Below are 23,457 nucleotides of genomic sequence, written 5' to 3'. Positions count from 1 at the left end.
GACGACACGAAACCACCCTGCCCGCTCCGGCTCAGGGAAACTGCTCCTCGGCGCGGACCCTGGCAAGCGTCTGCAGATCCCGCTCCGTGGGCCCCAGCTCCAGGATGATGCGGCTCACGTCGTACAGGACATCCCCGCGCTCGAACACGGGCAGCCGGGGCACGTCCTGGTTCAAGTCATCCGCGCCGCGGTTGTACGCCACGTCCATCAGCGTGCGGAGCTGGAACGAGTCATACAGGTTGTACTCGACCAGGAACCGCAGGGCCTCCACGTCGCCACGCCGCGTGTACGCACGCCACAGCAGCACCGCGTCGTAGCCGTTCACACCCTTCATGTGCGGCGGACGCTCGGCGCCAATCTGGCCCTCGATGTCCTTCAGCCCACCGCCCATCCCCAACCGCCGCGTGACGAAGCGCAGATCGATGTGCGCCTCAGGCACGGGGAAGCGCGCCGGCCCGAAGTAGTTCTTCAACACCGGCACGTCGAAGGTGGAGCCGTTGAACGTCACCCACAGCCGGCGGGCCGCCATCGCCTCCGGCAGCGCGTCCATGTTCCGCCCCTGGATGAACACGCGCAGCCCGGTCGAGTCGAACAGGCTCACCACCGTGGGCGCCTGCGCCTCGCGGCCATCCGTCTCGATGTCGAAGTAGACGGCGTCGTGCTGGAACTCAGGATACAGCCGCCAGTGCTCCCTCGGAGGAACCAGCTCCGCGAGCCGCCGCAGGTCCCGGCGCTCCAGCGCCTCACGAGCCTGGGCAATCCGCTCGCGCGCGATGTCGTCCGTCTTCCGGGTGATGGCCACACCCTGTCCGGCCGCCGGAAAGTCATCCCAGCTCTTGATGCCCCGCGCCCACAAGTCCTTCTCACGCCAGGGCCCCACGCCGGGGATGTGCTGGAACGTCCGCTGAAGCATCAATCGAGCGCGCCCAGCCTTCCCGCCACCAGCTCGTCCAGCAGCGGGATGTCCGCCTCGCAGAACGGCAGGGCCTGCATCTCCACCGGCGTGTGGAACGCCAGCGCATGCGCCCCCAGCGGCTTCGGCTCGCCCGACACCACCCGCGCCGCGTAGAGCACCAGCTCCACCGTCAGGTCCGGGTACGTGTGCTTGCCCTCCCACAGCCGCCGGCCCACGGAGAGCTCCACGTCCAGCTCCTCGCGACACTCGCGGGCGAGGGCCACCTCGTCCGTCTCCCCGGCCTCCACCTTCCCGCCGGGGAACTCCCACAGGAGCGCGCGGCTCCCACCGGGGAGCCGCTGCTGCACCAGGAAGCGCTGGGTGTCAACGGGACCGGGAATCAGCGCCGCCACCACGCGGACCGTCCGGGTCGTCACCGCCGTCACCCCTTCAATCCGTTGAAGTCCAACGCGTAGAGCCAGCCGTTGTTGGACAGCACGAACAGCTTCGAGCCCGCCACGAAGGGCGTCGCCGAGACGCCATCCCCGGGGTTCCACGACACGCGCGCCTGGCCCGTCTTCGGGTCCAGGAACAGCAGCGAGCGCTGGATGGGGACGATGAGCATTCCCTTGGCGAACACGGGAGCCTGCGCGGCCCTTTCACCCAGGGGGTGCGTCCACAGGAGCCGCCCGTCCTCCGCCAGGTAGGCGTCCACCCGGCCATCGCCCACCGCGAAGAGCATCTTCCCCTTCGACAGCAGCGCCGTCATGCCGCCCACGGAGCTGGTCCAGACCAGGTCCCCGGACTCCGCCTCGAGCGCGTAGATGCCGCTCTTGTACGAGGCCACGTAGAGCTGACCGTGCTCGTCCATCACCGGCGTCGAGTCCACATCCAGGAACTCGTTGCCGCTGCCGGACAGGGACTTCTCCCAGTTGGCGCTGCCGTCCCGCATGGTCAGCGACACGACGTAGCCGTCGGAGAAACCCACGTAGACATTGCCCTCGCGGACCAGCGGCGTGGACGCGCCGCGCACCGAGAAGCCCGACGGAGGATCCCTGCGGTACTGCCAGGCCCACACGCCATCCGCGGCCTTCACCGCGAACAGGGTGTCGCTCTCCGAGGCCACCAGCACCAGGCCCTCGGCCACGACGGGCACCGTCGCCAGCGACTCGCCGGCCGCGTACTTCCACTTCTCCTCGCCCGTGGCCGCGTCCAGCGCGTACAGCGTGCCGTCGCCCCCGGGGATGAAGGCGACGCCGTCGCTCACCCGGGCGCCCGCCGCGAAGCGCGTGCTGGTCTTCTTGGACCACTTCACCTGGCCGTCCGGCCCGATGCCGCGGATGAACCCGTCCCGCGTCAGCGCGATGACCGTCTTGCTCAGCCCGTCATACGCCGGCGTCGCGACCTCGCGCGGGGCGTACTCCATGAGGGTGGGCGTCACCAACGGCGCCCACCAGGCCACGGAGAAGTAATCCAGCGGCGGGGCCTGCTCCGTCCGAGGCAGCTCCGGATTGCCGTAGCGCGGCAGGCTGCTGCACCCGCCCAGGAGACCGAGCGCCACAGCGCTCCCCAGCCAATGCTTCCAGCTCACGCGCTGCTTCCTCATCGTCCGTGCTACCCCGCGTCCGTACCAGTGGCGGCGGGCTGCGCCGGCACCGGAATCTTCACGCCCTGCGAGGCCAGCACCGCCAGCCGCTCGCTCGCCAGCCGGGCCGCGGTGGTGTTCGGGTGGTCCGTCGACACCTTCGACAGGACACTGGCCGCCTCGTCCTTCTTGTCCTGCGCGATGAGCATGCGGCCCTTGTGGTAGTCGCCCATGCCCGCCAGGAACTCACCACCGCCCGCGGCGCCCATCTGCTCGAAGGCCTTGAGGGCCTCGTCGAACTTCTTCTCCGCCTCGAAGGCATAGCCCTGGCCCTCGAACGCGCCCGCGCGGAGCGGATCATTCTGGGCGGCGCCCTTGAGGAACTCGCCGAAGGAGGCCTGCGCATCCGCGAAGTTGCCCAGGCGGAACTGCGCCTCGCCCAGCGACAGCGCGGCCGTGGTGGCCGAGCGGGTGCCGCCGTGCTCCTTGCGGAAGTCCGACAGCGCCTTCACCAGCGCCTCGTCGCGCTCCTTGACGCTCTTGAAGGGCGTCTCGGTGTCGCCGGGCTGCGCGGGCTGCACGCCGTCGATGGGACGGTCCAGCACGGAGAGCGCCTGGCCCAGGGCCTGGGACGCCTTCTGCTCGCCGCGCTTGGACAGCTCGCTGGCGATGGCCACGCCCACGCCGCCGAGGATGATGACGGCGACGACGATGCCGATGAGCTTCTGCCGCTGGGCCAGCCAGTCACGCGCGTCGTTGCCCACCCTCTGGAAGGTGTCCGGCTGACGAAGCTCCTGCTGGCGAATCTTCTCGGTCTTGGTTCCAGCCACGTCGGTCAACCTCTCTCTGCGCTTCGATGCTCTACCCTGTCGGAGAGCGGGAGGGCGGCGCACTGTACGGAGCGCGCGCCGCGAGTGTCAACGCACGGACGCTTCAGTGTTTGCCCTGGAGGTGGGGCTTCTTTCGCGCCTCACGCTTGGCCTTGCCGGGGCGCTCCTTGAAGAAGAGCCGGATGGGCACGCGCAGGTCGAACGTCTTGCGCAGCTGATTGGTGATGTAGCGCTTGTACATGTCCGGAACGCCCTCCGGGTAGTTGCACGTGAGCGCGAACGTCGGGGGCGCCGCCGCCACCTGGGTGATGTAGTACAGGCGCAGGGGCTTGCCCCGGGCGATGGGCGCCGGGTGGTTGTCCACCATGTGCTCCAACAGGCGATTGAGCTGGGGCGTGGGCGCCCGGAACCGGAACTGCTCGGCCAGCTCCACCGCCACGTCCACCACCTTCTCCACCTTGGAGCCCGTCAGCGCGGACGTGAAGAGGATGGGCGCGTAGCCCACGAACTTCAGCGCGTGCTTGAGCGACTCGCGGTAGGCCTCCTGGCGACGCTGGTCCTGGTCCACCAGGTCCCACTTGTTCACCACGATGACCAGCGCGCGGCCCCGCTCCTCGGCCAGGCCCGCCAGCTTCGCGTCCTGGTCCACCGCGGGCTCCGTGGCGTCCATCAGCAGCACCGCCACGTCGCTGCGCTCCATCACCTTCAGCGCCGCGATGACCGAGTACTTCTCCACCTGGTGCGCGATCGTCTTCTTGCGCCGGATGCCCGCGGTGTCCGTGAGCAACAGCTTCTTGCCCTTGTACTCGAGCGGCGAGTCGATGGGATCTCGCGTCGTCCCCGGCACGTCGCTGGCCACCACCCGCTTCTCCTTCAGGATGGCGTTGACCAGCGTGCTCTTGCCCACGTTGGGCCGGCCGATGATGGCCACGCGGATGATGCCGTCGTCCGGGGGCGCGGTGTCGTCCTCGCCCTCCTCCTTGGGCGGCAGCTTCTCCACCACCTCATCGAACAGGCCGTTGATGCCCAGGGCGTGCTCGGCGGACAGCGCGTGCACCTCGCCCAGGCCCAGCTTGTAGAAGTCCGCGGCCAGGGCCTGCATCGTGCCCGTGGTGTTGTCCAGCTTGTTGGCCGCGACGATGACGGGCTTGCCGCTCTTGCGCAGGTAGCCGGCCACCGCCTCGTCCGCGGGCGTGACGCCGTCGCGCCCGTCCACCACGAAGACGATGACGTCACACTCCTCCACGGCCAGCTGAGCCTGCTCGCGCACCTGCTGCAGCAGGGAGTCCTTCTCGCCGGGGACGAAGCCGCCCGTGTCGATGAAGGTGAACGAGCGGCCTCCCCACACCGCGTCCGCGTAGTGGCGGTCTCTCGTCACGCCCGGCTGGTCTTCCACCAGCGCGAGGCGCCTGCCGATGAGACGGTTGAACAGCGTGCTCTTGCCCACGTTGGGGCGTCCGACAATGGCGACCAGGGGCTTCATCTCAGTCGTATCCCAGCTTCTTGAGGCCTTCGGGGCGCTCGCTCCAGCGCGGCTCCACCCGGACGCGCAGGTCCAGGTAGACATGCGCTCCCAGCAGCCGCTGCACGGACTTGCGCGCGTCGGTGCCAATCGTCTTCAACATCTGTCCCTGCTTGCCGATGATGATGGCCTTCTGGCTGTCGCGCTCCACGTAGATGGACGCGGCGATGCGAATGAGTCCACCCAGCTGGCCCGGCGGCGTTCCCGGACGGGGCTCGCGCTCGGACTCATCGAAGATGTCCACCAGCACCGCCGTGGAGTACGGAATCTCCTGACGGCAGTGACGCAGCACCTGCTCGCGGATGTACTCCGCCACCAGCGTGCGCTCCTGCTGGTCGGTGAGCATGTCCTCGTCGAAGATGCGCTCGCCTTCGGGCAGGTGACCCAGCACCGCCTGGAACAGCCGCTCCACGCCGTCCTTCTCCCGCGCGGAGATGGGCACCACCTCCGCGAAGGGGAACTCCTGCCGGTACAGGTCAATCAGCGGCAAGAGCGCCGCCTTGGGCAGCGAGTCGATCTTGTTGATGACCAGGAAGGTGGGCTTGCCCAGCTTCTGCAGCCGCTCGAGGATGGTGCGGTTGCCCGGGCTGACGTCGGGCTTCTCGCCGGCGGGCGGCTCGATGAGGAAGAGGACCAGGTCCACCTCCTCCGCGGCCTGCAGCGCCGTCTCCACCATGTAGCGGTTGAGCTCCCCCTTGGCCTGGTGGATGCCGGGGGTGTCGATGAAGGCGACCTGCCCCTCGGGGCGCGTCACCACGCCGAGGATGCGGTTGCGGGTCGTCTGCGGCTTGCCGGAGACGATGGCGATCTTCTCACCGGTGAGCGCGTTGAGCAGGGTGCTCTTGCCCACGTTGGGGCGTCCGATGAGCGCGGCGAAGCCGCTGCGGTGGTTCTTGGGAGAGGCCATTGCTTCGAAGGTGGTCTGGGAGTCCCGCGATGCCGGGAGCCCCTGAGGGGAGACTTCCAATGAACGCCCTATAACAGACCCGCGTCCCTGGCTTCTGCCGGGGAGCGGCGGGCAGGCGGGCGGCCTACGGCTGGGACGTCGGGCGGCTCACCGTCCGCGGTCCGTCCTCCATGTAAAACGACACGACACTCCTCCCATCTACCAGAGCCCCGCCCACGGCGCAGGCCCGTCTTTCACGTCTCACCACGGCCGGGGCGACTCGGGCTGCTGCGCCCCCTTCCGCTTCGGCGCCGTCCCGGGCCGGGTCGGCGCATCCGCCGGAGCCCGCGCCGCGTCGCTCCCCGGGGGCGCCTTGTCACTCAGCTCCACCTGGGTGAGCACCACCGCCTCGCGGGGCCGGTCGCGGTTGTCCCGAGGCAGGCCGCCGATGCGCTCCACCACGTCATAGCCCTTCACCACCTCGCCGAAGATGGTGTGCCGGTTCGTCAGGTGGTCCGGCGTGCTGGTGGTGATGAAGAACTGGCTGCCGTTGGTGTCCGGCCCCCGGTTGGCCATGGCCAACAGGCCCACCTTGTCGAAGGTGCGGCCGGACTGGAACTCGTCCTCGAAGCGGAAGCCCGGGTCACCCGAGCCCGTCCCCGTGGGGTCTCCGCCCTGAATCATGAAGCCCGGGATGACGCGGTGGAACACCGTGCCGTTGTAGAGGGGCTTCCTGGACATCTCCCCGGACTTGGGGTCGCGCCACTCCTTCTCCCCGGCCGCGAGGCCCACGAAGTTCGCCACCGTCTTGGGGGCGTCCTTGGAGAAGAGCAGCACGGTGATGTCCCCCGCGCTCGTCTTGAACGTGGCGTAGACGTCCTTGCCCGCCGCCACCTTCTTGGTCCACTTGCCCGGAGCCGCGGGCGCCGCGGCCACGGCGCCCCCTGCCCACAGGCAGGCCACCAGGGCGAGCGACAGACGCAAGGGGGCGGAGGGACGCATGGGCGCGGCACCTTATTCCCCACCCCTCTCCCCTCCAAGGGGTTTCACGTCGGGTTGTCGTCCGGTGGCACTTCCGGGGTCACCGGCGCGGGTGAGGCCGTCCCCTCCTCGGAGGTGGGGGCCGGCCCCTCGGGGATGGCACTGGCGGCCGCGGCGGCCTCGCGCTTGAGGCGCTCCAGGGTGACCTGGGCCGCGCACTGCTCCGCCTCCTTCTTGCTGCGCCCGGAGGCCCGCGCGAAGGGCGCGTCCCCGAGCGACACCTCCACCTCGAACACCTTCGAGTGCTCCGGCCCCACCTCGGACACCACGCGGTAGCGCGGTGACACCTTCAGCTTCTCGTGGGCCAGCTCCTGCAGGAGCGTCTTGTAGTCCAGTCGCCCCTGGCCGCTGGAGACCTCGTCCAGGAGCTCCGCGAAGCACTTGTCCACCAGCTGCGCGGCGGTCTCCAGGCCCGCGCACAGGTAGATGGCGCCGAAGACGGCCTCGAGCGCGTCCGCCAGCACGGAGTTCTTCTCGCGCCCGCCCGACAGCGTCTCGCCCCGGCCGAGCAGCAGCAGATCACCCAGCGGCACGCTCCGGGCCACGCGGGCCAGGCCGTCCTCGTTGACGATGCGGGCACGCAGCTTGGTGAGGTCGCCCTCGGGCATGCCCGGGAAGCGGTCCATCAGCCGGTGACTCACGGCCAGGTTCACCACCGAGTCCCCCAGGAACTCCAGCCGCTGGTTGTCCTTGAGGTCCTTGTCCCGCGTCTCGTTGACGTAGGTCTTGTGGGTGAGCGCCTCGAGCGCGACCTCCCTGCGCGAGAACACGAACCCCAGCCGCTTCTCCAGGGCCTCCACCCGCTCCGACGGACTGAGCTTCTCCACGGACGTCTCTCACTCCTGCGGCGCGTCGGGGCCCACCAGCCTCACGGCCTCCGGACGCACCTTCAACAACGACGCCACCATCCGGACGATGCCGGGGAACTCATCCAGCTCGAACCGCCCCGCCCACACCTTGCCCTGGGCTCCCGCCAACAGGCCCCGGAAGGTGCGCCCCGCGACCCTCGCGGCGGCGAAGCGGTACGGCCGGCCCTCCACCTGCAACTGCGCCAGCAACTCCAGGCTGCTCCTGGGCGGCACCAGCGACTCCGCGCCGAACTTCTCCACGATGTCCGAGAAGCGCACCAGCCCCGTGGGCGTCGGCTGGGGACGGCTCGCCGGCTCCCCCAGGAGGGCCGCCAGGTAGCCCGTCAGCGCCGCCCGCTCCCGGAACTCCGACAGCTCCAGCGTGTGGCCCGCACCGCCGGCCACGTCCACCTTGTCGCGCTGCACCCGCGCGATGCGGAAGTTGCCCAGCCGGTCCGCCGCGAGCAGGACCGACAGGTCCCCCTCCACCACGTCCGTGGTCAGCTCCAGCGTGTCCGCGTCCACCCTGGGCGACAGCCCCAGGACCTGGAGCTCCGCGGAGCGGCGCTGCACATGGAAGATGTGCTCGTTGAAGGCATCCGACAGCAGCGCCTCGATGTCCGCCACGTCGCTCAGCGCGCCGATGAGGATGGGCGCCAGGCCCACCACCGCCGCCGGGGAGATGGGGATGAGCCGGTCCCCCATCACCTGGAAGGTCACCTCGGCGATGAACGCCTTGGTCACGGGATTGACGAGCGGCGACGACTCCAGGTCCAGCACCGCCTCGGTGCCGGCCACGTCCTCACGGACTTGAAGCCCGAGTCCCTCCAGCCGTGCGGTGTCCATCAAGCCCCTTTGAAGGTCTCTCTCGCGATGATGGTGCGTTGGATCTCGCTGGTTCCTTCGCCAATTTCACACAGTTTGGCGTCGCGGAGGTAGCGCTCAACCGGGAATTCACGGGTGTAGCCATAGCCGCCGTGGATCTGCACGGCCTTGGCGGCGGAGCGGGTGGCGACCTCGGAGGCGAAGAGCTTCGCCATGGAGGCCTCCTTGGAGTACGGCTGGCCCGCATCGGCGAGCCTCGCGGCCCGGTGGACGAGCAGCCGCGCGGCGTCCGTCTCCGTCTTCATGTCCGCCATCATCCAGCGCAGGGCCTGGAAGTCCGCGATGGGCTGACCGAAGGCGGTGCGGTCCTTGGCGTAGCGCGCGGACTCCTCCAGCGCGCCCCGGGCCAGCCCCACCGCCAGCGCGCCGATGGTGATGCGGCCCTTGTCGAGGATCTTCATCGTGTCGATGAAGCCATGGTCCACCTCGCCCACGCGGTGCGAGTCGGGGACCTCCACGTTCTCCAGCACCAGCTCCGCCGTGTCCGAGGAGCGCATGCCCAGCTTGCCGTGGATGGCGCGCTGGCTGAACCCGGGCATCCCCTTCTCCAGCAGGAACGCGGTGATGCCCTTCTGGCGCTTGTCGGGGGACGTCACCGCGAGCACCACGAAGACGTCGCCCACGGTGCCCTGGGTGATGAACATCTTGGTGCCGTTGAGCACCCAGCCGTCGCCCTTGCGCACCGCCGTGGTCTTCATGCCCGACGCGTCCGAGCCCGAGCCCGGCTCCGTCAGGCCCCAGGCGCCCAGGAACTCGGCGGAGGCCAGCTTCGGCAGGTACTTCTCGTGCTGGGCCGGGGTGCCGAAGACCCGCAGGTGGCTGGTGCCCAGGCCGTTGTGGCTGGCCACGGTGAGGGCGAGCGAGCCGTCGTAGCGGGCGAGCTCCTCCACGGCCACCGCCACGGCGAGCGAGTCCATGTCCGCCCCGCCGTACTGCTCCGAGACCAGGATGCCCATGACGCCCAGCTGGCCCAGCTCCCGCACCACGTCCATGGGGAACTTCTCCTCGCGATCCCACTGGGCGGCGTACGGCTTCACGCGGGCCTCGCAGAAGTCGCGAAGCGAGGACTGGAGGGCGCGGTGACTCTCGGGAAGTTCGAAGTCCATGTCGGGCGGATCTATCGCAAAGGGTCCCCGCGCGGCGACCTTCTCGCACCGCCTGGAGGCCCGGGGAGCGCCCGGCGACATACCAGAAAGCCCCGAGCCTGGCTGCCCCCTCTCCAAGGGGGTGGGCCTGGGAGTGCGTCCAAACGGCGACGCGACGAACGACCCCCAGGGCGCGGGGGGTGGCGGCACGGGCTCCCCTGCCTACCTTCAAGGCTCATGGGGGTCTCGCCGCGTCCGCGACGCGGCCCCGACCACACTGGCCCTGGAGGGATGCATGTTCGCGAAGAAGAAGGCGAAGTGGACGGCGAAGGGTTTGGCCAAGAGTGAGCTGTACCGCAAGTGGATGGCCCACAAGCTCCTCGACGAGCTCCCCCGCGCGGCCAAGGACCGCTGGGATGACTTCGAGCCGGATGATGCGCTGCGCCACATCGGCCTGACGACGTACAAGCCGGCGCGCTCCGGCCTGGGCGGCCTGGGGCTGTTCGTCATCGGCGCGGTGGCCGGCGGCGTGGCGGCGCTGCTGCTCACGCCCAAGACGGGGGATGACCTGCGCACCACCGTCAAGGACAAGGCCATGGGCTACATGAACAAGCAGAACATCGGCCTGGCGCCCGAGAAGAGCGCCAGCGCCTGAACCGGTGGCCGCGGGCCCCTCGCGAGCGGGGGGCCGACGGCGGCCGGGCACTTCACGGGGCGGGGTCCGCGAGCTGCTCGCGGGCCGCCGCCCTTCGTGCGTCGCGGCTCAGCGGCCCTTGTAGACGGGGGCGCGCTTCTCCGCGAAGGCGCGCAGGCCCTCGAGGCGATCCTCCGTCTTGAGGACGTCCTCGTACTTGCGCAGCTCCAGCGCGAGCGCGTCGTCCAGCTCCAGGCCCGTGCCCTCGTCGATGGCGTGCTTGGCGGTGGCCACGGCGATGGGCGCGTTGTCGACGACGGACTCGGCCAGGGCGTGCGCCACCTCCAGCAGGTGGCCCTCGGGCGCGAGCCGGTTGACCAGGCCGATGGCGAACGCCTCCGCCGCGTTGAGCCGGCGCGCGGTGAGGATGAGGTCCTTGGCCCGGCCCGGTCCCACGAGGCGAGACAGGCGCTGCGTGCCGCCACCGCCGGGGATGATGCCGAGCTTCACCTCGGTGAGGCCCAGCTCGGCCGCGGGGGCCGCCACGCGCAAGTCACACGCGAGCGCCAGCTCGGTGCCTCCGCCGAAGGCCGCGCCGTTGATGGCGGCGATGAAGACGCAGTCGCTCTTTTCGATCGCGCGGAAGTTCCGGCGCAGGCCGTCGAGGAACGCGCGCACCTCGGCCTCCTGCATGCCCGCACGCTCCTTGAGGTCCGCGCCCGCGCAGAACGCCTTGTCGCCCGCGCCGGTGATGACCACCGCGCGGACCTGATGACCCGATGACACACGCTCGACGAGCGCGCCCAGCTCCTGGAGCATCGCGCGGCTGATGGCATTGCGGCGGCCCTCGCCGTCGATGGTCCAGATCTCGATGGCACCGCGTGCGTCGACCTTGAATTCCGGCATATCCGCTCCCCTTCCAGGGCCCGCCCGGCGGGCCGCCCTGGGACGCGGCAGAGTGCGGTGGGAAGGCGGGTCTGGCAAGGCGGAAACGGTTAGCATCCCCGCATGCCTTCGCCACGCAACCTGCTCCGACAGCTCGCCCCGTGGGCGCATCATCTGCCCTCGGCACTCGCCCTGGTGGCCCTGGTTCCCCTGGAGGCCCTGGCCCGAGGCGGTGGCGGCGAGCACTACACCCGAGGCAACTCCGACAGCCGGGATCGCGGCGGCGACGGCCTGCCCATCTGGCTGCTGTTCGAGGCGTTCCGCCTGGTGTTCCGCTACCCGAAGGTGATGGTTCCGCTGCTGGTCATCGGCGGCGTGATGTACTGGCTCTACAAGCGCAACCTCCACCCGGACGCCACCACGCGCAAGGCGCTGGACCAGTACGAGGCCGAGCAGCGCACCCAGGTCAGCTCCAGCGACGTGGCCGGCTGGGTCAACGCGCTGAAGCTCAAGGACCCCGCCTTCGAGCCCGGCCCCATGCTGGACCGCACGCGCCGCCTGTTCCTCGACTTGCAGCAGGCCTGGTTCCAGCGCGACATGACGCCGGTGCGGCCCTTCCTGTCGGACGCGACGTGGCAGCGCTTCGGCGTGCAGTTGAAGCTGCTCGACGCCCAGGGCGTCCGCGATGCCATCACCGACATCGAGGTGCTGGACCTCCAGCTCATCGGCCTGGAGCAGAGCGAGTGGTTCGACAGCGTCCAGATCCGCGTCCACGCGCGGATGCGGGACACGGATGTGTCGGCGAGCGACTCGGACGCGCAGGCCCTCCAGTCCGCGCGCAAGGCGCCGTTGGAGGCGTTCACGGAGGTGTGGACCTTCGTGCGCAAGCCGGGCGCGCAGACGCGCATCGGCGCGGACCTGTTCCAGGGCAAGTGCCCCAACTGCGGCGCGCCCTTCCAGGGTGGCGCGGCGAACAGCTGCGAGTTCTGCGGCGCGGTGGTCAACTCCGGCAACTACGACTGGACACTGGCGGAGATCACCCAGGGCGTGGAGCACTCGCGCTACCACCGCAACGTGGATGGGCTGATGCAGGCGCGCCAGGACGACCCGGCGCTCAACCTGGAGATGCTCGAGGACCGCGCGTCCCTGCTGTTCTGGAAGTGGATCGACGCCCAGAGCCGGGGTGACACGACGGGGCTGTCGAAGGTCGCCACGCCGGAGGCACTCGAGTCACTGGGCTCGGAGCTGGAGGGCCTGCGTCAGCAGGGACGGCGGCGCGTGTTCCTGGAGTGCGCGGTGGGCTCCGTCGACGTGCGCGCGTTGGAGATCGACCCTCGCGGGTACGACAAGGCGCAGGTGGAGATCCGCTGGAGCGCGCGCATGGGCATCGGCCCCGTCAACGAGCGGCCGCCCCAACTGCCCACCCTTCCCCAGCGCTTCGTCTTCACGCTGGTCCGCAAGCACGGCGCGAAGACGAACACCGCGAACGGCATGTCCACGGACCGCTGCCCGCAGTGCAACGCGCCGCTGACGAACAGCGCGGCCACGACGTGTGAGTTCTGCGGCACGCAGCTGGCGAACGGTGAGCGGGACTGGGTGCTCGCGTCCGCGCTGCCCTTCGAGTCGTGGAACGCGCGGGAGGACGCGGGCTTCCGTCAGAGGCCGCAGCGCGCGTCGGTGCCTCGGCCGCCGAGCGTCACCCGTCCCGCGTCGGCCCCCGCCTCGGGCTCGGACACGGTGATGGACCTCCAGGAGCGGCAGCGGCTCATCTACATGATGGCCGCGATCGCCTCCGCGGACGGCACCGTCACCGCGGCCGAGCGGCGCCTCCTGAAGCTGTGCGCGGAGCGGTGGAACGTGGAGTGGTCTCAGGTGGAGATGGCGCTCAACGCGGGGCCACAGCTCTTCGACCGGCTGGTCGCGCGCGGCAGCCCCGAGGCCGAGGTCTTCCTGCGCAATATCGTCGAGATGGCCCTGGTGGACGGGCGCATCGACCGCAAGGAGCGCCGGATGCTGGAGTCCGCCGCCGCCCACCTGGGCCTCCAGGAGAAGCTCGCTTCGATGATCGACGGCCGCTGACGCAGCGCGGCGGCTCCTCGCCTGCCCTGGGAGGAGCCGCACCGGGCCTCGGGATGACTGGCGACCCCCACCCAGACAACCATCACCCGGAGTGAACCTCCTGCTCGCGCCGCCCCGGTGGACATGGGTCACCCCGGACGTCACATCAGGCACTGGAGCGAGAACCCACCAGAGGGGGGCGGGGCGGCCGAGCAGGCGCTTGTCGGCATGCCGACCCAGACCCGCATCAATGATTACTAAGAGTGAAGTCGCCAGCGCCGCGCCCTACCTGGGACGAGCGCCTCAGGTCTGCGCGCGGCGGGACGCCTTCTTCTCCCGCTCCCCCAGCGCGGCCTGGAGGAACTTCCCGGCCAGCTTCCGGCCGATCAGCTCCTGGGCAATCTCCCCGGCCTCCACCAGTCGGTCCAGGTTGATGCCGGTCTCCACGCCCATGCCGTGGAACATGAAGACGGCGTCCTCGGTCGCGAGGTTGCCCGCGGCGCCCGGCGCATAGGGGCAGCCGCCCAGCCCGCCGATGCTCGCGTCGAAGGTCGTCACGCCCGCGGACAAGCCGACGAGCGAGTTGGCCAGCGCAGTGCCTCGCGTGTCGTGCAGGTGCAGCGCCAGCTTCTCGACGGGGATGTGCTTGAGCAGCGCGTCGAGGATCTCCTCGGTCTGCCTCGGCGTGCCCACGCCGATCGTGTCGCCCAGGCTGAGCTGGTAGATGCCCGCGTCCACCAGATGCCGGCAGATGTCCACCACGCGCTCCACCGGGACATGGCCCTCGTAGGGGCAGCCCCACACGGTGGAGAGGTAGCCGCGCACGCGCATGCCGGCCTGGAGCGCCGCCGCGGTGACCTCACGCGCGCCGGCCATCGCCTCCGCGATGCTCTTGTTGATGTTCTTCTTGGAGTGGGCCTCGGACGCGGAGATGAACACCGCGGCCTCCTCCAGCCCGGCCTCCTTCGCGCGCTCCAGCCCCTTGAGGTTGGGCACCAGCGCGGAGAACACCACGCCCTCGCGCCGCCCCACCAGGCGCAGCAGCTCCTCGGCGTCCGCCAGCTGGGGAATCCACTTGGGCGAGACGAACGAGGTCACCTCGATGCGCTTCTCGCCCGCTTCCACCAGGGCGTTGATGAGCCGCGCCTTGTCCCGCGTGGGCAACGTGCGCAGCTCGTTCTGCAGGCCGTCGCGAGGACCGACCTCGTACACGTCCACCCGCTTCGGCATCTGGCCCAGCAGGTTCCCGCGCGCTCGTGAATGTGAGGTCTCAGGCATCTCGCAGCACCGCTCCAACAATCAGGTCGGCCGACCGTCGCGTCAGCGGCTCGCCATCGAGTCCGCCATGCACCCAGGAGATTGAAAACCCGGTGCTTTCCAACAGCGCGGTCAGTTCCGCAAGGGGATAGTAACGAATGGAGTAGGACGCAGACAGGACACGTCCATCCCGCAGGGTGAGGGTCCGCCGGCCCTCGTCGCGCCCCGTCGCCGCGTCGAAGTGGCTCTCCTCCTCCAACACGGCCCCGTCCGGAAGTGTCCGCTGGAACGCGGCCCCCGGTGACGCGGCCAGTCGCTCGTGCGGCACCGTGTGGAACACCAGGAGCCCTCCCCGCCTCAACGCCCTCGCCACCTCCCGGAGGATGCGCACGTGCTCCTCGTCCGTGAAGGCGAACAAGGTGGAGTACCACGCGTACGCTCCGGACAGGGAACCCTCCCGGAAGGGCAAGGCCCGGAGGTCGCCTCGCACCACGGGGAACCCCGGACGTCGCATGGCCAGCGACAACGCATCCCGCTCCAGCCCGATGACGCGCCCCGCCAGGGGGCCCGAGGCCTGGAGTCGCGAGGCATGGCGCCCATGGCCGCAGCCCAGGTCCACCACGGGCTCGGGGCCGGGCACGTCGGCGAACACGCGCGCCAGATAGTCCGCCTCCCTCGCCGTCACGCTCTCGGACAGGAAGGGCAACGTGCTGCGCAGGTACAGCTCGCCGAAGAAGTCCACGCGCGCACGTCAGCGGCCGGGAAGAACGCCGCCGCCCTCCTCTGCTGGGGGATGTAGCAACCCCGTCCCGCCGTCGCAACGCGGGGCGCCGGCCTTCAGCGCCCGGGCCCGAGCTTCGCGCGCAGCCGGCGCACGGCCTCGTCCAGCACCGCGTCCGTCTTGCAGAACGCGAAGCGGGCGAGCCCATGGCCCAGGTGGCGATGCTCGGGGCCGTAGAAGACGCTCGGGGGGATGGCCGCCACGCCGACCTCCGACACCAGGTGCCGGCAGAAGGCCACGTCGTCCGCGAAGCCCAGGCCGGAGATGTCCGTGAGGATGAAGTAGCTGCCCTCCGGGACATGCGCCTTCAGTCCCGCGTCGCGAAGGCCGGACAACAGCCGCTCCCGCCGCGCGGCGTAGGCCGCCGACAGTCCGTCGAAGTACGAATCCGGCAGCCGTAGCGCCGCCGCCATGGCCGCCTGGAAGGGAGACGCGGTGGCGAAGGTCACGAACTGATGCGCGCGCTGGATGGCGTCTCGCAGTGGGGGCGGCGCGATGACCCAGCCCACCTTCCAGCCCGTGAGGCTGAACGTCTTGCCGCCGCTGCTCACCGTCACCGTGCGGTCCGCCAGCGAGGGCACGGTGGCCGGGCGCACGTGGCGCGCGGGGGCGAAGGTGATGTGCTCGTAGACCTCGTCGGACAGCACCTTCACGTCATGCTCGGCGCACAGCGCGCCGATGCGCTCCAGCTCCTCGCGCGTGAAGACCTTCCCCGTCGGATTGTGGGGCGTGTTGAGGATGAGCAGCCGCGTGCGTGGACTGAAGGCCGCGCGCAGCTCGTCCCAGTCGAACCACCACTGCGCATGCGCCGCGTCCGGCGGCCTCAGGGGAACCCAGCGCGCCGTGGCGCCGACGAAGGTGATGTTGGCGTCGTACGAGTCATAGAACGGCTCGAACGCGATGACCTCGTCCCCCGGGTCCACCAGGCCGAGGATGACGTCGAGGATGGCCTCCGTGGCCCCGCTCGTCACCGTCACCATGGTGTCCGGGTCCACCGTCTGACCGTGGAAGCGGGCCGAGTGCTCCGCGATGGCCACGCGCAGGTCCCGCGCGCCGGTGCTCATGGCGTACTGGTTGACGCCGTCGTGGATGGCCCGCCGCGCGGCCTCCTTCACGACCTCCGGCCCGTCGAAGTCGGGGAACCCCTGCCCCAGGTTCACCGCGCCGTGCTTCTGGGCCAGCGCGCTGAACTCGGAGAAGACGGTGGTGCCGAACCGCGACACGCGCTGCGACGACACGGACCTGGACATGGTGCGCTCCCGACACGGCCGGCCTCAACGGGCCGGAGCCGCGCTCAGGGGCGCAGGATAGCGTCCACCGGGACGGAGCGCGCGGCCCTCTCGCTCTCGCGATGCCGCGCCGCCCGCGTCAGCGCCGTGGCCATGCCCACCACCACCATCACCAGGGGCACCGCGCACAACAAATCGGTGGCGTAGTGGAAGCGCCCGGCGAGCGTCGCGAAGATGAGCCCCAGGCCCGGCAGCAACATCACCCAGAACACCTTCCGGGAGAACCGCCACGCATAGAAGAGCACCAGCAGCGTGGTGCCCGTGTGGCCCGAGGGGAAGCAGTCCCGCGCGAAGACGGGCCTGCGCATCAGCGAGTCCAGCCACGGCGTCAGCGTGCCCTGCAGCGGCGCATCGAACGCGTCGATGAAGAAGTAGCGCGGCCCCACGGCCGGCACCAACGAGTACGCCGAGTAGTTCAGGATGAACAGCAGCCCCAGCCCCAACAGGTACTCGTCGAACTCCGGCGAGGCGCCGCGCGCGCGCCGGTACAGGCCGATGCCCAGCACCAGCGGCCACACGAAGTGGCCGTAGTAGCAGATGAGCAGCACGTCGTTGAGCCAGCCGGGGATGACCTTCGCCAGCACCACGGAGGCCTGGAACCCGAAGATGCGCTGGTCCGCGGCCACCAACTGCGCGTCCCGCAGGAACGGGTTGAGCGTGTCCACCACGGGGGTGAGCCAGCCGTGCGTGAGCACCGCCACGGGCAGCAGCCAGAAGTCCGCCAGGACGGTCAGCCACCGCTGAGTCGGGAAGCGCGACTCGAGCGTGCGCAGCACCAGCGGGCCCGCCGCCATCGAGGCGAACAGCCAGACATGGTGGAGCGACCCCAGCGTCCACCGCCCGGGGCCGAGCAGCACCAGCGCCGCGAGCGAACAGGCGATGACGATGATGAGGTCCACGGGCCCGAGTCGGACCTGCGCCTCGCGGGAACCCTTCAACGGGACGGAGCCACGCAGCCCCTGCGCATTCAAGAGACTCACGCCGATTTCCGCTCCCCCGACGCCCCCACCTCGGAGGTGGCCGCGTCGAGATCGAGACTCCGGACGACCGCGCCCTCCTGGGTGACGAGCAGGCCCTTGCGCTCCTTCCAGCGCTCCAGAAGGGCGAGCAGCGCGGGGAAGAAGACCGTGGTCCCCAGAAAGGTGCACACGACCCCGAGGAGCGCAATCTGTCCGATGCTGCGCAGGCCCTGGTGGTTGGCGACGAGCAGCGCGCCGTACCCGGCCGCGTTCGACAGCGTGGCGACCACGGCCGCCAGCCCCGTGTGCCGCACCACCTTGCCGAGCGAGCCGGGGCCCTCCTCCTCGTACCGGTGATACAGGTGCACGGAGTTGTCCACCGCGATGGCGAGCAGGTTGGGCAGCACCACCGCGTTGATGAAGTTGAGCTGCACGTCGAACAGGTACATGCCGCCCGCCAGGCACGTCATGCCCAGGAACAGCGGCCCCGTCACCAGCAGCGTCCGCTTCAGGCTGCGCAGGCTCACCAGGATGACCAGGAACACCGCCGCCGCGGCGGCCCAGAGGATGAGCGGGCCGTCCGCGCTCACCAGCGCGAAGATGCGCGAGGCGATGCGGTTGCTGTCCAGCACCGCCATCTCCACGCCCGCCGCCTTCGCGCCCTCCACCACCTGGTCGATCTGCGCCGCCCAGCGCGTGAGGTCCTTGGTGTCGTAGTTCGACACGGAGGGGAACAGCAGCAGGAAGGTGCCCTGCCCGTCCGTGGCCTCGAACCGGCGGCGCACCTCCACGGGCAGCGACTCCAGCCCGTACGGCTTCGCCTCCACCATCCCCTGGAACTCCTTGAGGCGCGGGTCCTCATACGCCGCCTCGGGCAGGCCGTGCAGCAGCGCGCGGATGCCGCCAATCTCCGCGCCCCGGCGCTCCACGTCTCCGGGCACCAGGTCGTTCAAGGAGGTCGTGCGCAGGAACACCGAGTCCGCGCCGTTCCTCTGCTTCACCTCGGCGATGACCTGCTCGACCTTCGCCGCCTGCCCCAGGTCATCCACCAGGAAGATGGCGGGGTTGAGCGGCTGGCCCAGCTGCTCGGTGACGTGGTCATCCAGCCGCGACGCCGGGGAGTCACCCTTCAGCTTGCGCATGTCCGTCTCGAAGCCCAGCCGGGGCGCGATGGAGACGGAGAACGCGGCGAAGCCCACCACGGCCAGCGCGAGCACGACCAGGACGGACGTGGGCCACCGGCGCCACTCCCGCTCGGGCTTCGACGGCGCCACCACGGGGGCGGCGACCTCGGAAGCGGGCGCCGTGTCCACGCGGGCTGGACGCAGCCGCTCCGCGATGGCCAGCAGCGAGGGTCCCAGTGCATAGGCGGCCAGCACCGCGAGCAGCACGCCCAACCCCGCCAGGAAGCCGAACTGGTTGAAGGCGTGGAACTGCGCCAGCATCAGCACGTAGAACGCCGCCGCGTTCGTCACCGCGGACGTCATCGCCCCGCTGAAGGTGCCGCCCACGGCGATGGCCAGTGCGTCGCGCGCGGACCGGGTGCGCCGCTCCTCCCAGTAGCGCATGCACAGGTGCACGCCGTACTCGATGCCCAGGCCGATGAGGATGGCGACCAGGAAGCCCGTCACCACGTTGAGGTGGCCGATGGCGAGCCACGCGATGCCGAACGTCATCAACAGGCCGACGACGACGGGCAGGCCCACCACCGCCAGCGCCGCGATGCGCCGGGTGGCCAGCAGGATGAGGCCGATGGCGATGAGCGCGGAGAGCGTGCCGGCGCGCGACAAATCACCGCGCATCACCGCGTCCTCTTCGATGCGGTTCTGGAAGTTGCCCGTCGCCTCCAGCTTCACCGCCGGGTAGCGCTCCGAGGCCAGCGTGCGCCCCGTGCCCAGCGCCAGCTCCACGAAGCGGCGCGCGAAGTCCAGGTCACCCGCGGTGCCCATGGGCTTGAGCATCAGGTAGACCTCGGTGCCGTCCGCGTTCGCCAGGTACTCGTGCACCGGCGCGTTGGGCGAGTGCTTCCGGGCAATCTCCTCGAACGTGGGCGGAGGAGGCGTGGCCCCCAGGTCGATATAGAAGGGATTGGCCTGCTGCCGCTCGTAGCGCACCCGCGCGGCCAGATCCGCTCGCAGCTCCGCCAGCTTCTCCGCGGGCAGCAGCCACAGCGCGTGCCGCTTGAAGAACTCCACGTCGTAGCTGTGCTCGACGTAGCGCACCTCGGGGAGCGCCTCGAGCCGGCCTTTCAGCTCGCGCGCGTAAGCCTTCAGCCGCTCGGGCGTGTCTCCCTTCGCGACGATGACCAGGTACCCATCCCCACCCGCCTTCTGTGACACGCGTGTCAGGTCCTGGACTTCGCGGGCACCCTGCGGGAGCAGCTCGACGAATGAACCACGGAACTCCAACCGCGACGCCAGTGCCATACCGCCGGCGGCCAGCAATGCGGAGATCAGCAGCACGTACCAGGGCCGGGAGACCGCCGTCTGGATGAACCCCTCGAACCACCGTTGCCGCAGAGACCTGGCCACCGTCCACTCCTCGATTTTCGCCGGGCTTAGCAAATTCCCGGCCAGTCGTAGCCCCCTCAAACAACGGGCGACTGGAAAGCCTTCCGTCCCTGGGTCGGCTGCTTGCGCACGAAGGCGGGCGGGCGACCTCGCTTCCCATTATCCACTGGAAGACGATCTGCGTCGGCGGGGTGCCACCAATGCAACGGTGCTGTCAAGCCGAGGGGACTTCTGGCCCCTCTCGCAAGGGTCCCAAGCAACGGTCCGCGCCTTGACACTGCCCCTCGGCCTCTTTATTCACGGCCCCGCGTCCCCCGAGGGAGGTCGTCGGGCGCATGGTTGCCCCCGGCTCGGGAACGAGCCCTGCATGGTGAGTGGCGACCGCAGTGCCGCACTCCGCCTCTCCTGAAGAGGCCCAAACCCTCCCCCGACGCAGGCCTACAGAAAGAGCACCATGAGCGACGTCTTCGACAAGTGCAGCAATTGGAAGGACTACCGCATCGCGAAGGCCACCGGCCTCTACCCCTATTTCCGCGTCATCGAGGCGTCGCACGGCGCCACCGAGGTGGAGATCGAGGGCAAGCGGGTGATCATGGTCGGCTCCAACAACTATCTGGGCCTGTCCGCGGACCCGCGCGTCAAGGAAGCGGCCATCAAGGCGACGGAGAAGTTCGGCACCACGTGCTCGGGCTCGCGTCTGCTCAACGGCACGCTGGCGCTGCACGAGGAGCTCGAGGGACGGCTGGCCAAGTTCCTCAACCGCGAGGCCGCGGTGGTCATCTCCACCGGCTTCCAGACGAACCTGGCGCTGTCCTCCATCCTGGGCCGCCACGACATCGTCTTCAGCGATCGCCAGAACCACGCGTCGCTGGTGGACGGCATCCGGCTGTCGTTCTCCACGGAGCGCAAGTTCCGCCACAACGACATGGACCACCTGGAGCAGCTGCTGTCCCAGGCCGATCCCAACGCCGGGAAGATCATCATCACCGACGGCGTCTTCTCCATGGAGGGAGACGTCTGCAACCTGCCGCGCATCGTGGAGCTGGCGAAGCAGTACAACGCGCGGGTGATGACGGATGACGCCCACGCCATGGGCGTGCTGGGTGAGAAGGGCCGGGGCACCTCCGAGTACTTCGGCCTGGAGAAGGAGACGGACCTCGTGATGGGGACGTTCTCCAAGAGCTTCGCGTCGCTGGGCGGCGTGCTGGCCGGCCCTTTCGACGTCATCAACTACATCAAGCACAAGTCGCGCTCGGTCATCTTCTCCGCGTCCATGACGCCGGCGTCCATCGCGTCGGCGCTCAAGTCGCTGGAGATCATCGAGGCGGAGCCCCAGCGCCGCGCGCGCCTGCTGGACATCGCGGAGAAGATGCACAACGGCTTCCGCGCCATGGGCTTCGACACCGGCGTGTCGGTGACGCCCGTCGTTCCCGTGCACATCGGCGACCAGACGAAGTGCTTCCGCTTCTGGCGCGCGCTGCACGAGGCGGGCGTCTTCGCCAACCCGGTGATTCCGCCGGCGGTGGAGGCGGGCCACGCGCTCATCCGCACCTCGTTCATGGCCACGCACACGGACGCGCAGCTGGACCGCGTGCTGGACACCTTCGAGACCATCGGCCGCAAGCTGAACGTGATTCCTCAGACGCGCCCCACGGTGTACGAGCCGGTGCAGATCGCCCGCCCGGGCACGTCCGTGCGCTCCAACAAGGCGAGCGAGAAGTGGGCGGCGGGCTCCGCGGGCCTCCTGGCGGACAAGGGCGGCATCACCCTGGACCAGCTGTCGCGCATGTCGTCGCGCGAGGTGGCCGGGAAGATCTTCGACGCGGTGGAGCAGCTCACCTGGCGCGCGGCGAACCTGCAGCCGGAGGACCTGCGCCAGCTGCGCGCCGCGCCCATGAAGCTGTGGGAGAAGCGCGGCGAGCTGCCCGGCTTCCTGCTGGAGAAGGGCGCGCACTTCTTCCTGAAGAACGGCACCGACGGCAACTCCGCCGAGAGGACCTGATTCCACCATGGCCCTGCCCGCCGAGCCGCCCGCAGTCCAGCCCGCCCTTCCGCCCCTCCCCTCGGACGTCCTGGTGACGCCCGTGCGGGACGCCGCGGCGCGGATGACGTTCATCCGCTTCCCGTTCTCGCTCTACACGGGGGACCCGAACTGGGTCCCGCCGCTGGAGATGGAGCGCAAGGACTTCCTGGACCCGAAGAAGAACCCCTTCTTCGAGTACGGCGAGGTGGAGCTGTTCCTCGCGTGGCGAGGTCAGGACGTGGTGGGCCGCATCGCCGCCATCCGCAACCCCCGGCACCAGGAGATCCACGGCACGAAGGAGGGCTTCTTCGGCCTCTTCGAGTGCGTGAACGACGCGGGCATCGCGCGGCTGCTCCTGGACGCCGCGGCGTCGTGGCTGAAGGAGCGCGGGCTGGACAGCATGATTGGTCCGGCCAACTTCTCGTCCAACCAGGACTGGGGCCTGCTCATCGAGGGGTACGAGGTCCCTCCGGCCATCATGATGCCGTACAACCCGCCCTACTTCGCCGCGCTGCTGGAGGCCTGCGGGCTGGTGAAGGCGAAGGACCTGTTCGCCTTCGATTTGTCCTCGTCCGCGGAGCCGCCGGAGAAGGTGGTGCGCATCGCGGAGAAGATGCGGCAGCGCGAGGGCATCACCGTGCGCGCGGTGAACCTCAAGGACTTCCCCGCCGAGGTCGAGCGCATCCGGGAGATCTACAACTCCGCCTGGGAGAAGAACTGGGGCTTCGTGCCCTTCACCGACAAGGAGTTCGACCACCTGGCCAAGGAGATGAAGACCATCGTCCGACCGGAGCTGGTGCTCATCGCCGAGGTGAAGGGCGAGCCGGTGGCCTTCTCCATGACGCTGCCGGACGCCAACGTGGCCATCAAGGCCGCCAACGGGCGCCTCACCACCTTCGGCCTGCCCATCGGCCTGACGAAGATGCTCCTGGCCTCGCGCCGCATCCACCGACTGCGCCTCATCACCCTCGGCATCAAGGAGGGCTACCGACGCCGGGGCCTGGACGCCATCCTGTACCTGGACACGCTGCGCACCGCGCACCGGCTGGGCTACTCGGGCGGGGAGATCTCCTGGACGCTCGAGGACAACCACCTCGTCAACCGCGCCATCGAGTCGATGGGCGGCAAGCGCTCGAAGACGTACCGCCTCTACCAGCGTTCGCTGTAGTCCCCAGGGAGTCCTCGCCGTGCGTTTCCTGCTCACCGGTGGCACCGGCTTCATCGGCCAGCGGCTCGCGAGCCGCATCGTCGAGCGAGGCGACTCGCTCACCGTGCTCGTGCGTCCCAGCTCGCGTCGCGACGCGCTGGCGGCGCTCGGAGCCCGGTTCGCCGTGGGGGATCTGACCACGGGTGAGGGCCTCACCGAGGCCGTGCGCGACGTGGACTGCGTGCTGCACCTGGCCGGCGTCACCAAGGCCCGGGAGCCCGCGGGCTACTTCGAGGGCAATGCCCACGGCACCCGCCGCCTCGCCGAGGCCATGGCC

The 23,457-nt window shown here is 69.8% G+C and carries 21 protein-coding genes; 5 read left to right on the top strand and 16 right to left on the bottom strand.

The window, feature by feature from the left end; all coding sequences use genetic code 11:
• Positions 1 to 31: 31 nt before the first annotated feature.
• The 10 genes from FL311_RS06480 to FL311_RS06435 form a co-directional block, all read right to left on the bottom strand.
• Positions 32 to 913, bottom strand: a complete 882-nt coding sequence (locus FL311_RS06480; RefSeq protein ID WP_141324067.1) for a ribonuclease H-like domain-containing protein — start codon at positions 911 to 913, stop codon at positions 32 to 34.
• Entirely contained in the window at positions 913 to 1,341 is a 429-nt protein-coding gene (locus FL311_RS06475; protein ID WP_194869083.1) for a (deoxy)nucleoside triphosphate pyrophosphohydrolase, read from the bottom strand. Before FL311_RS06475 ends, FL311_RS06480 begins: the two co-directional genes overlap by 1 nt.
• Positions 1,338 to 2,501, bottom strand: a complete 1,164-nt coding sequence (locus tag FL311_RS06470; RefSeq protein ID WP_141324065.1) for a PQQ-binding-like beta-propeller repeat protein — start codon at positions 2,499 to 2,501, stop codon at positions 1,338 to 1,340. Before FL311_RS06470 ends, FL311_RS06475 begins: the two co-directional genes overlap by 4 nt.
• An 8-nt stretch (positions 2,502 to 2,509) precedes the next feature.
• Entirely contained in the window at positions 2,510 to 3,310 is an 801-nt protein-coding gene (locus tag FL311_RS06465) for a tetratricopeptide repeat protein (RefSeq protein WP_141324064.1), read from the bottom strand.
• Positions 3,311 to 3,413: 103 nt separating this feature from the next.
• Complete coding sequence (gene der, locus FL311_RS06460) at positions 3,414 to 4,793, bottom strand: ribosome biogenesis GTPase Der (RefSeq protein ID WP_141324063.1); 1,380 nt, start codon at positions 4,791 to 4,793, stop codon at positions 3,414 to 3,416.
• A 1-nt stretch (position 4,794) separates the two neighbouring features.
• Positions 4,795 to 5,739 (bottom strand): GTPase Era, encoded by a 945-nt coding sequence (gene era / locus FL311_RS06455; protein WP_141324062.1) that lies wholly within the window; start codon positions 5,737 to 5,739, stop codon positions 4,795 to 4,797.
• Positions 5,740 to 5,979: 240 nt separating this feature from the next.
• Entirely contained in the window at positions 5,980 to 6,720 is a 741-nt protein-coding gene (locus tag FL311_RS06450) for a peptidylprolyl isomerase (RefSeq protein ID WP_141324061.1), read from the bottom strand.
• Between the two features lie 44 nt (positions 6,721 to 6,764).
• A complete protein-coding gene (gene rnc / locus FL311_RS06445) occupies positions 6,765 to 7,586 on the bottom strand; it encodes a ribonuclease III (protein ID WP_141324060.1) in 822 nt (273 codons plus the stop codon).
• Positions 7,587 to 7,595: 9 nt separating this feature from the next.
• On the bottom strand, positions 7,596 to 8,453 hold the full coding sequence (locus FL311_RS06440) for a hypothetical protein (protein WP_174816821.1): 858 nt from the start codon (positions 8,451 to 8,453) through the stop codon (positions 7,596 to 7,598).
• The gene (locus FL311_RS06435) at positions 8,453 to 9,598 is read right to left on the bottom strand and encodes an acyl-CoA dehydrogenase family protein (protein ID WP_141324059.1); all 1,146 of its coding nucleotides are present in this window, start codon (positions 9,596 to 9,598) and stop codon (positions 8,453 to 8,455) included. The genes FL311_RS06440 and FL311_RS06435 overlap by 1 nt, the downstream gene beginning before the upstream one ends.
• A 274-nt stretch (positions 9,599 to 9,872) precedes the next feature.
• Between FL311_RS06435 and FL311_RS06430 the strand changes: the two genes are divergently transcribed.
• Entirely contained in the window at positions 9,873 to 10,232 is a 360-nt protein-coding gene (locus FL311_RS06430; protein ID WP_141324058.1) for a YtxH domain-containing protein, read from the top strand.
• 108 nt (positions 10,233 to 10,340) lie between these two features.
• On the opposite strand, the gene FL311_RS06425 is transcribed toward FL311_RS06430, so the two are convergent.
• On the bottom strand, positions 10,341 to 11,117 hold the full coding sequence (locus FL311_RS06425) for an enoyl-CoA hydratase-related protein (protein WP_141324057.1): 777 nt from the start codon (positions 11,115 to 11,117) through the stop codon (positions 10,341 to 10,343).
• Positions 11,118 to 11,219: 102 nt separating this feature from the next.
• Between FL311_RS06425 and FL311_RS06420 the strand changes: the two genes are divergently transcribed.
• Positions 11,220 to 13,175, top strand: a complete 1,956-nt coding sequence (locus tag FL311_RS06420) for a TIM44-like domain-containing protein (protein WP_141324056.1) — start codon at positions 11,220 to 11,222, stop codon at positions 13,173 to 13,175.
• A 282-nt stretch (positions 13,176 to 13,457) separates the two neighbouring features.
• Here FL311_RS06420 and FL311_RS06415 read toward each other — a convergent pair whose 3' ends face one another.
• The 5 genes from FL311_RS06415 to FL311_RS06395 all read right to left on the bottom strand — a co-directional run bounded on the left by FL311_RS06415 (position 13,458) and on the right by FL311_RS06395 (position 19,971).
• Positions 13,458 to 14,432, bottom strand: a complete 975-nt coding sequence (locus FL311_RS06415) for a hydroxymethylglutaryl-CoA lyase (protein WP_141324055.1) — start codon at positions 14,430 to 14,432, stop codon at positions 13,458 to 13,460.
• Positions 14,425 to 15,153, bottom strand: a complete 729-nt coding sequence (locus FL311_RS06410) for a class I SAM-dependent methyltransferase (RefSeq protein WP_141324054.1) — start codon at positions 15,151 to 15,153, stop codon at positions 14,425 to 14,427. The genes FL311_RS06415 and FL311_RS06410 overlap by 8 nt, the downstream gene beginning before the upstream one ends.
• A 95-nt stretch (positions 15,154 to 15,248) precedes the next feature.
• A complete protein-coding gene (locus FL311_RS06405; RefSeq protein WP_141324053.1) occupies positions 15,249 to 16,442 on the bottom strand; it encodes a methionine aminotransferase in 1,194 nt (397 codons plus the stop codon).
• 44 nt (positions 16,443 to 16,486) lie between these two features.
• A complete protein-coding gene (locus tag FL311_RS06400) occupies positions 16,487 to 17,452 on the bottom strand; it encodes a phosphatase PAP2 family protein (protein WP_228556707.1) in 966 nt (321 codons plus the stop codon).
• 5 nt (positions 17,453 to 17,457) lie between these two features.
• Positions 17,458 to 19,971 (bottom strand): RND family transporter, encoded by a 2,514-nt coding sequence (locus tag FL311_RS06395; protein WP_141324051.1) that lies wholly within the window; start codon positions 19,969 to 19,971, stop codon positions 17,458 to 17,460.
• Between the two features lie 433 nt (positions 19,972 to 20,404).
• Here FL311_RS06395 and FL311_RS06390 point away from each other — a divergent pair, with 433 nt between their 5' ends.
• The 3 genes from FL311_RS06390 to FL311_RS06380 all read left to right on the top strand — a co-directional run.
• On the top strand, positions 20,405 to 21,952 hold the full coding sequence (locus FL311_RS06390) for a pyridoxal phosphate-dependent aminotransferase family protein (RefSeq protein ID WP_141324050.1): 1,548 nt from the start codon (positions 20,405 to 20,407) through the stop codon (positions 21,950 to 21,952).
• A 7-nt stretch (positions 21,953 to 21,959) separates the two neighbouring features.
• The gene (locus FL311_RS06385) at positions 21,960 to 23,141 is read left to right on the top strand and encodes an N-acetyltransferase (RefSeq protein WP_141324049.1); all 1,182 of its coding nucleotides are present in this window, start codon (positions 21,960 to 21,962) and stop codon (positions 23,139 to 23,141) included.
• Between the two features lie 19 nt (positions 23,142 to 23,160).
• Positions 23,161 to 23,457 (top strand): NAD(P)-dependent oxidoreductase (locus tag FL311_RS06380; protein WP_141324048.1); only part of this gene is annotated, 297 nt, incomplete at its 3' end.

The organism is Myxococcus sp. AB025B (assembly GCF_006518215.1).
Classification (GTDB): domain Bacteria; phylum Myxococcota; class Myxococcia; order Myxococcales; family Myxococcaceae; genus Myxococcus; species Myxococcus fulvus.
The sequence above is the reverse complement of the archived record's forward strand: the minus strand, read 5'-3'. Positions and strand labels throughout refer to the sequence as shown.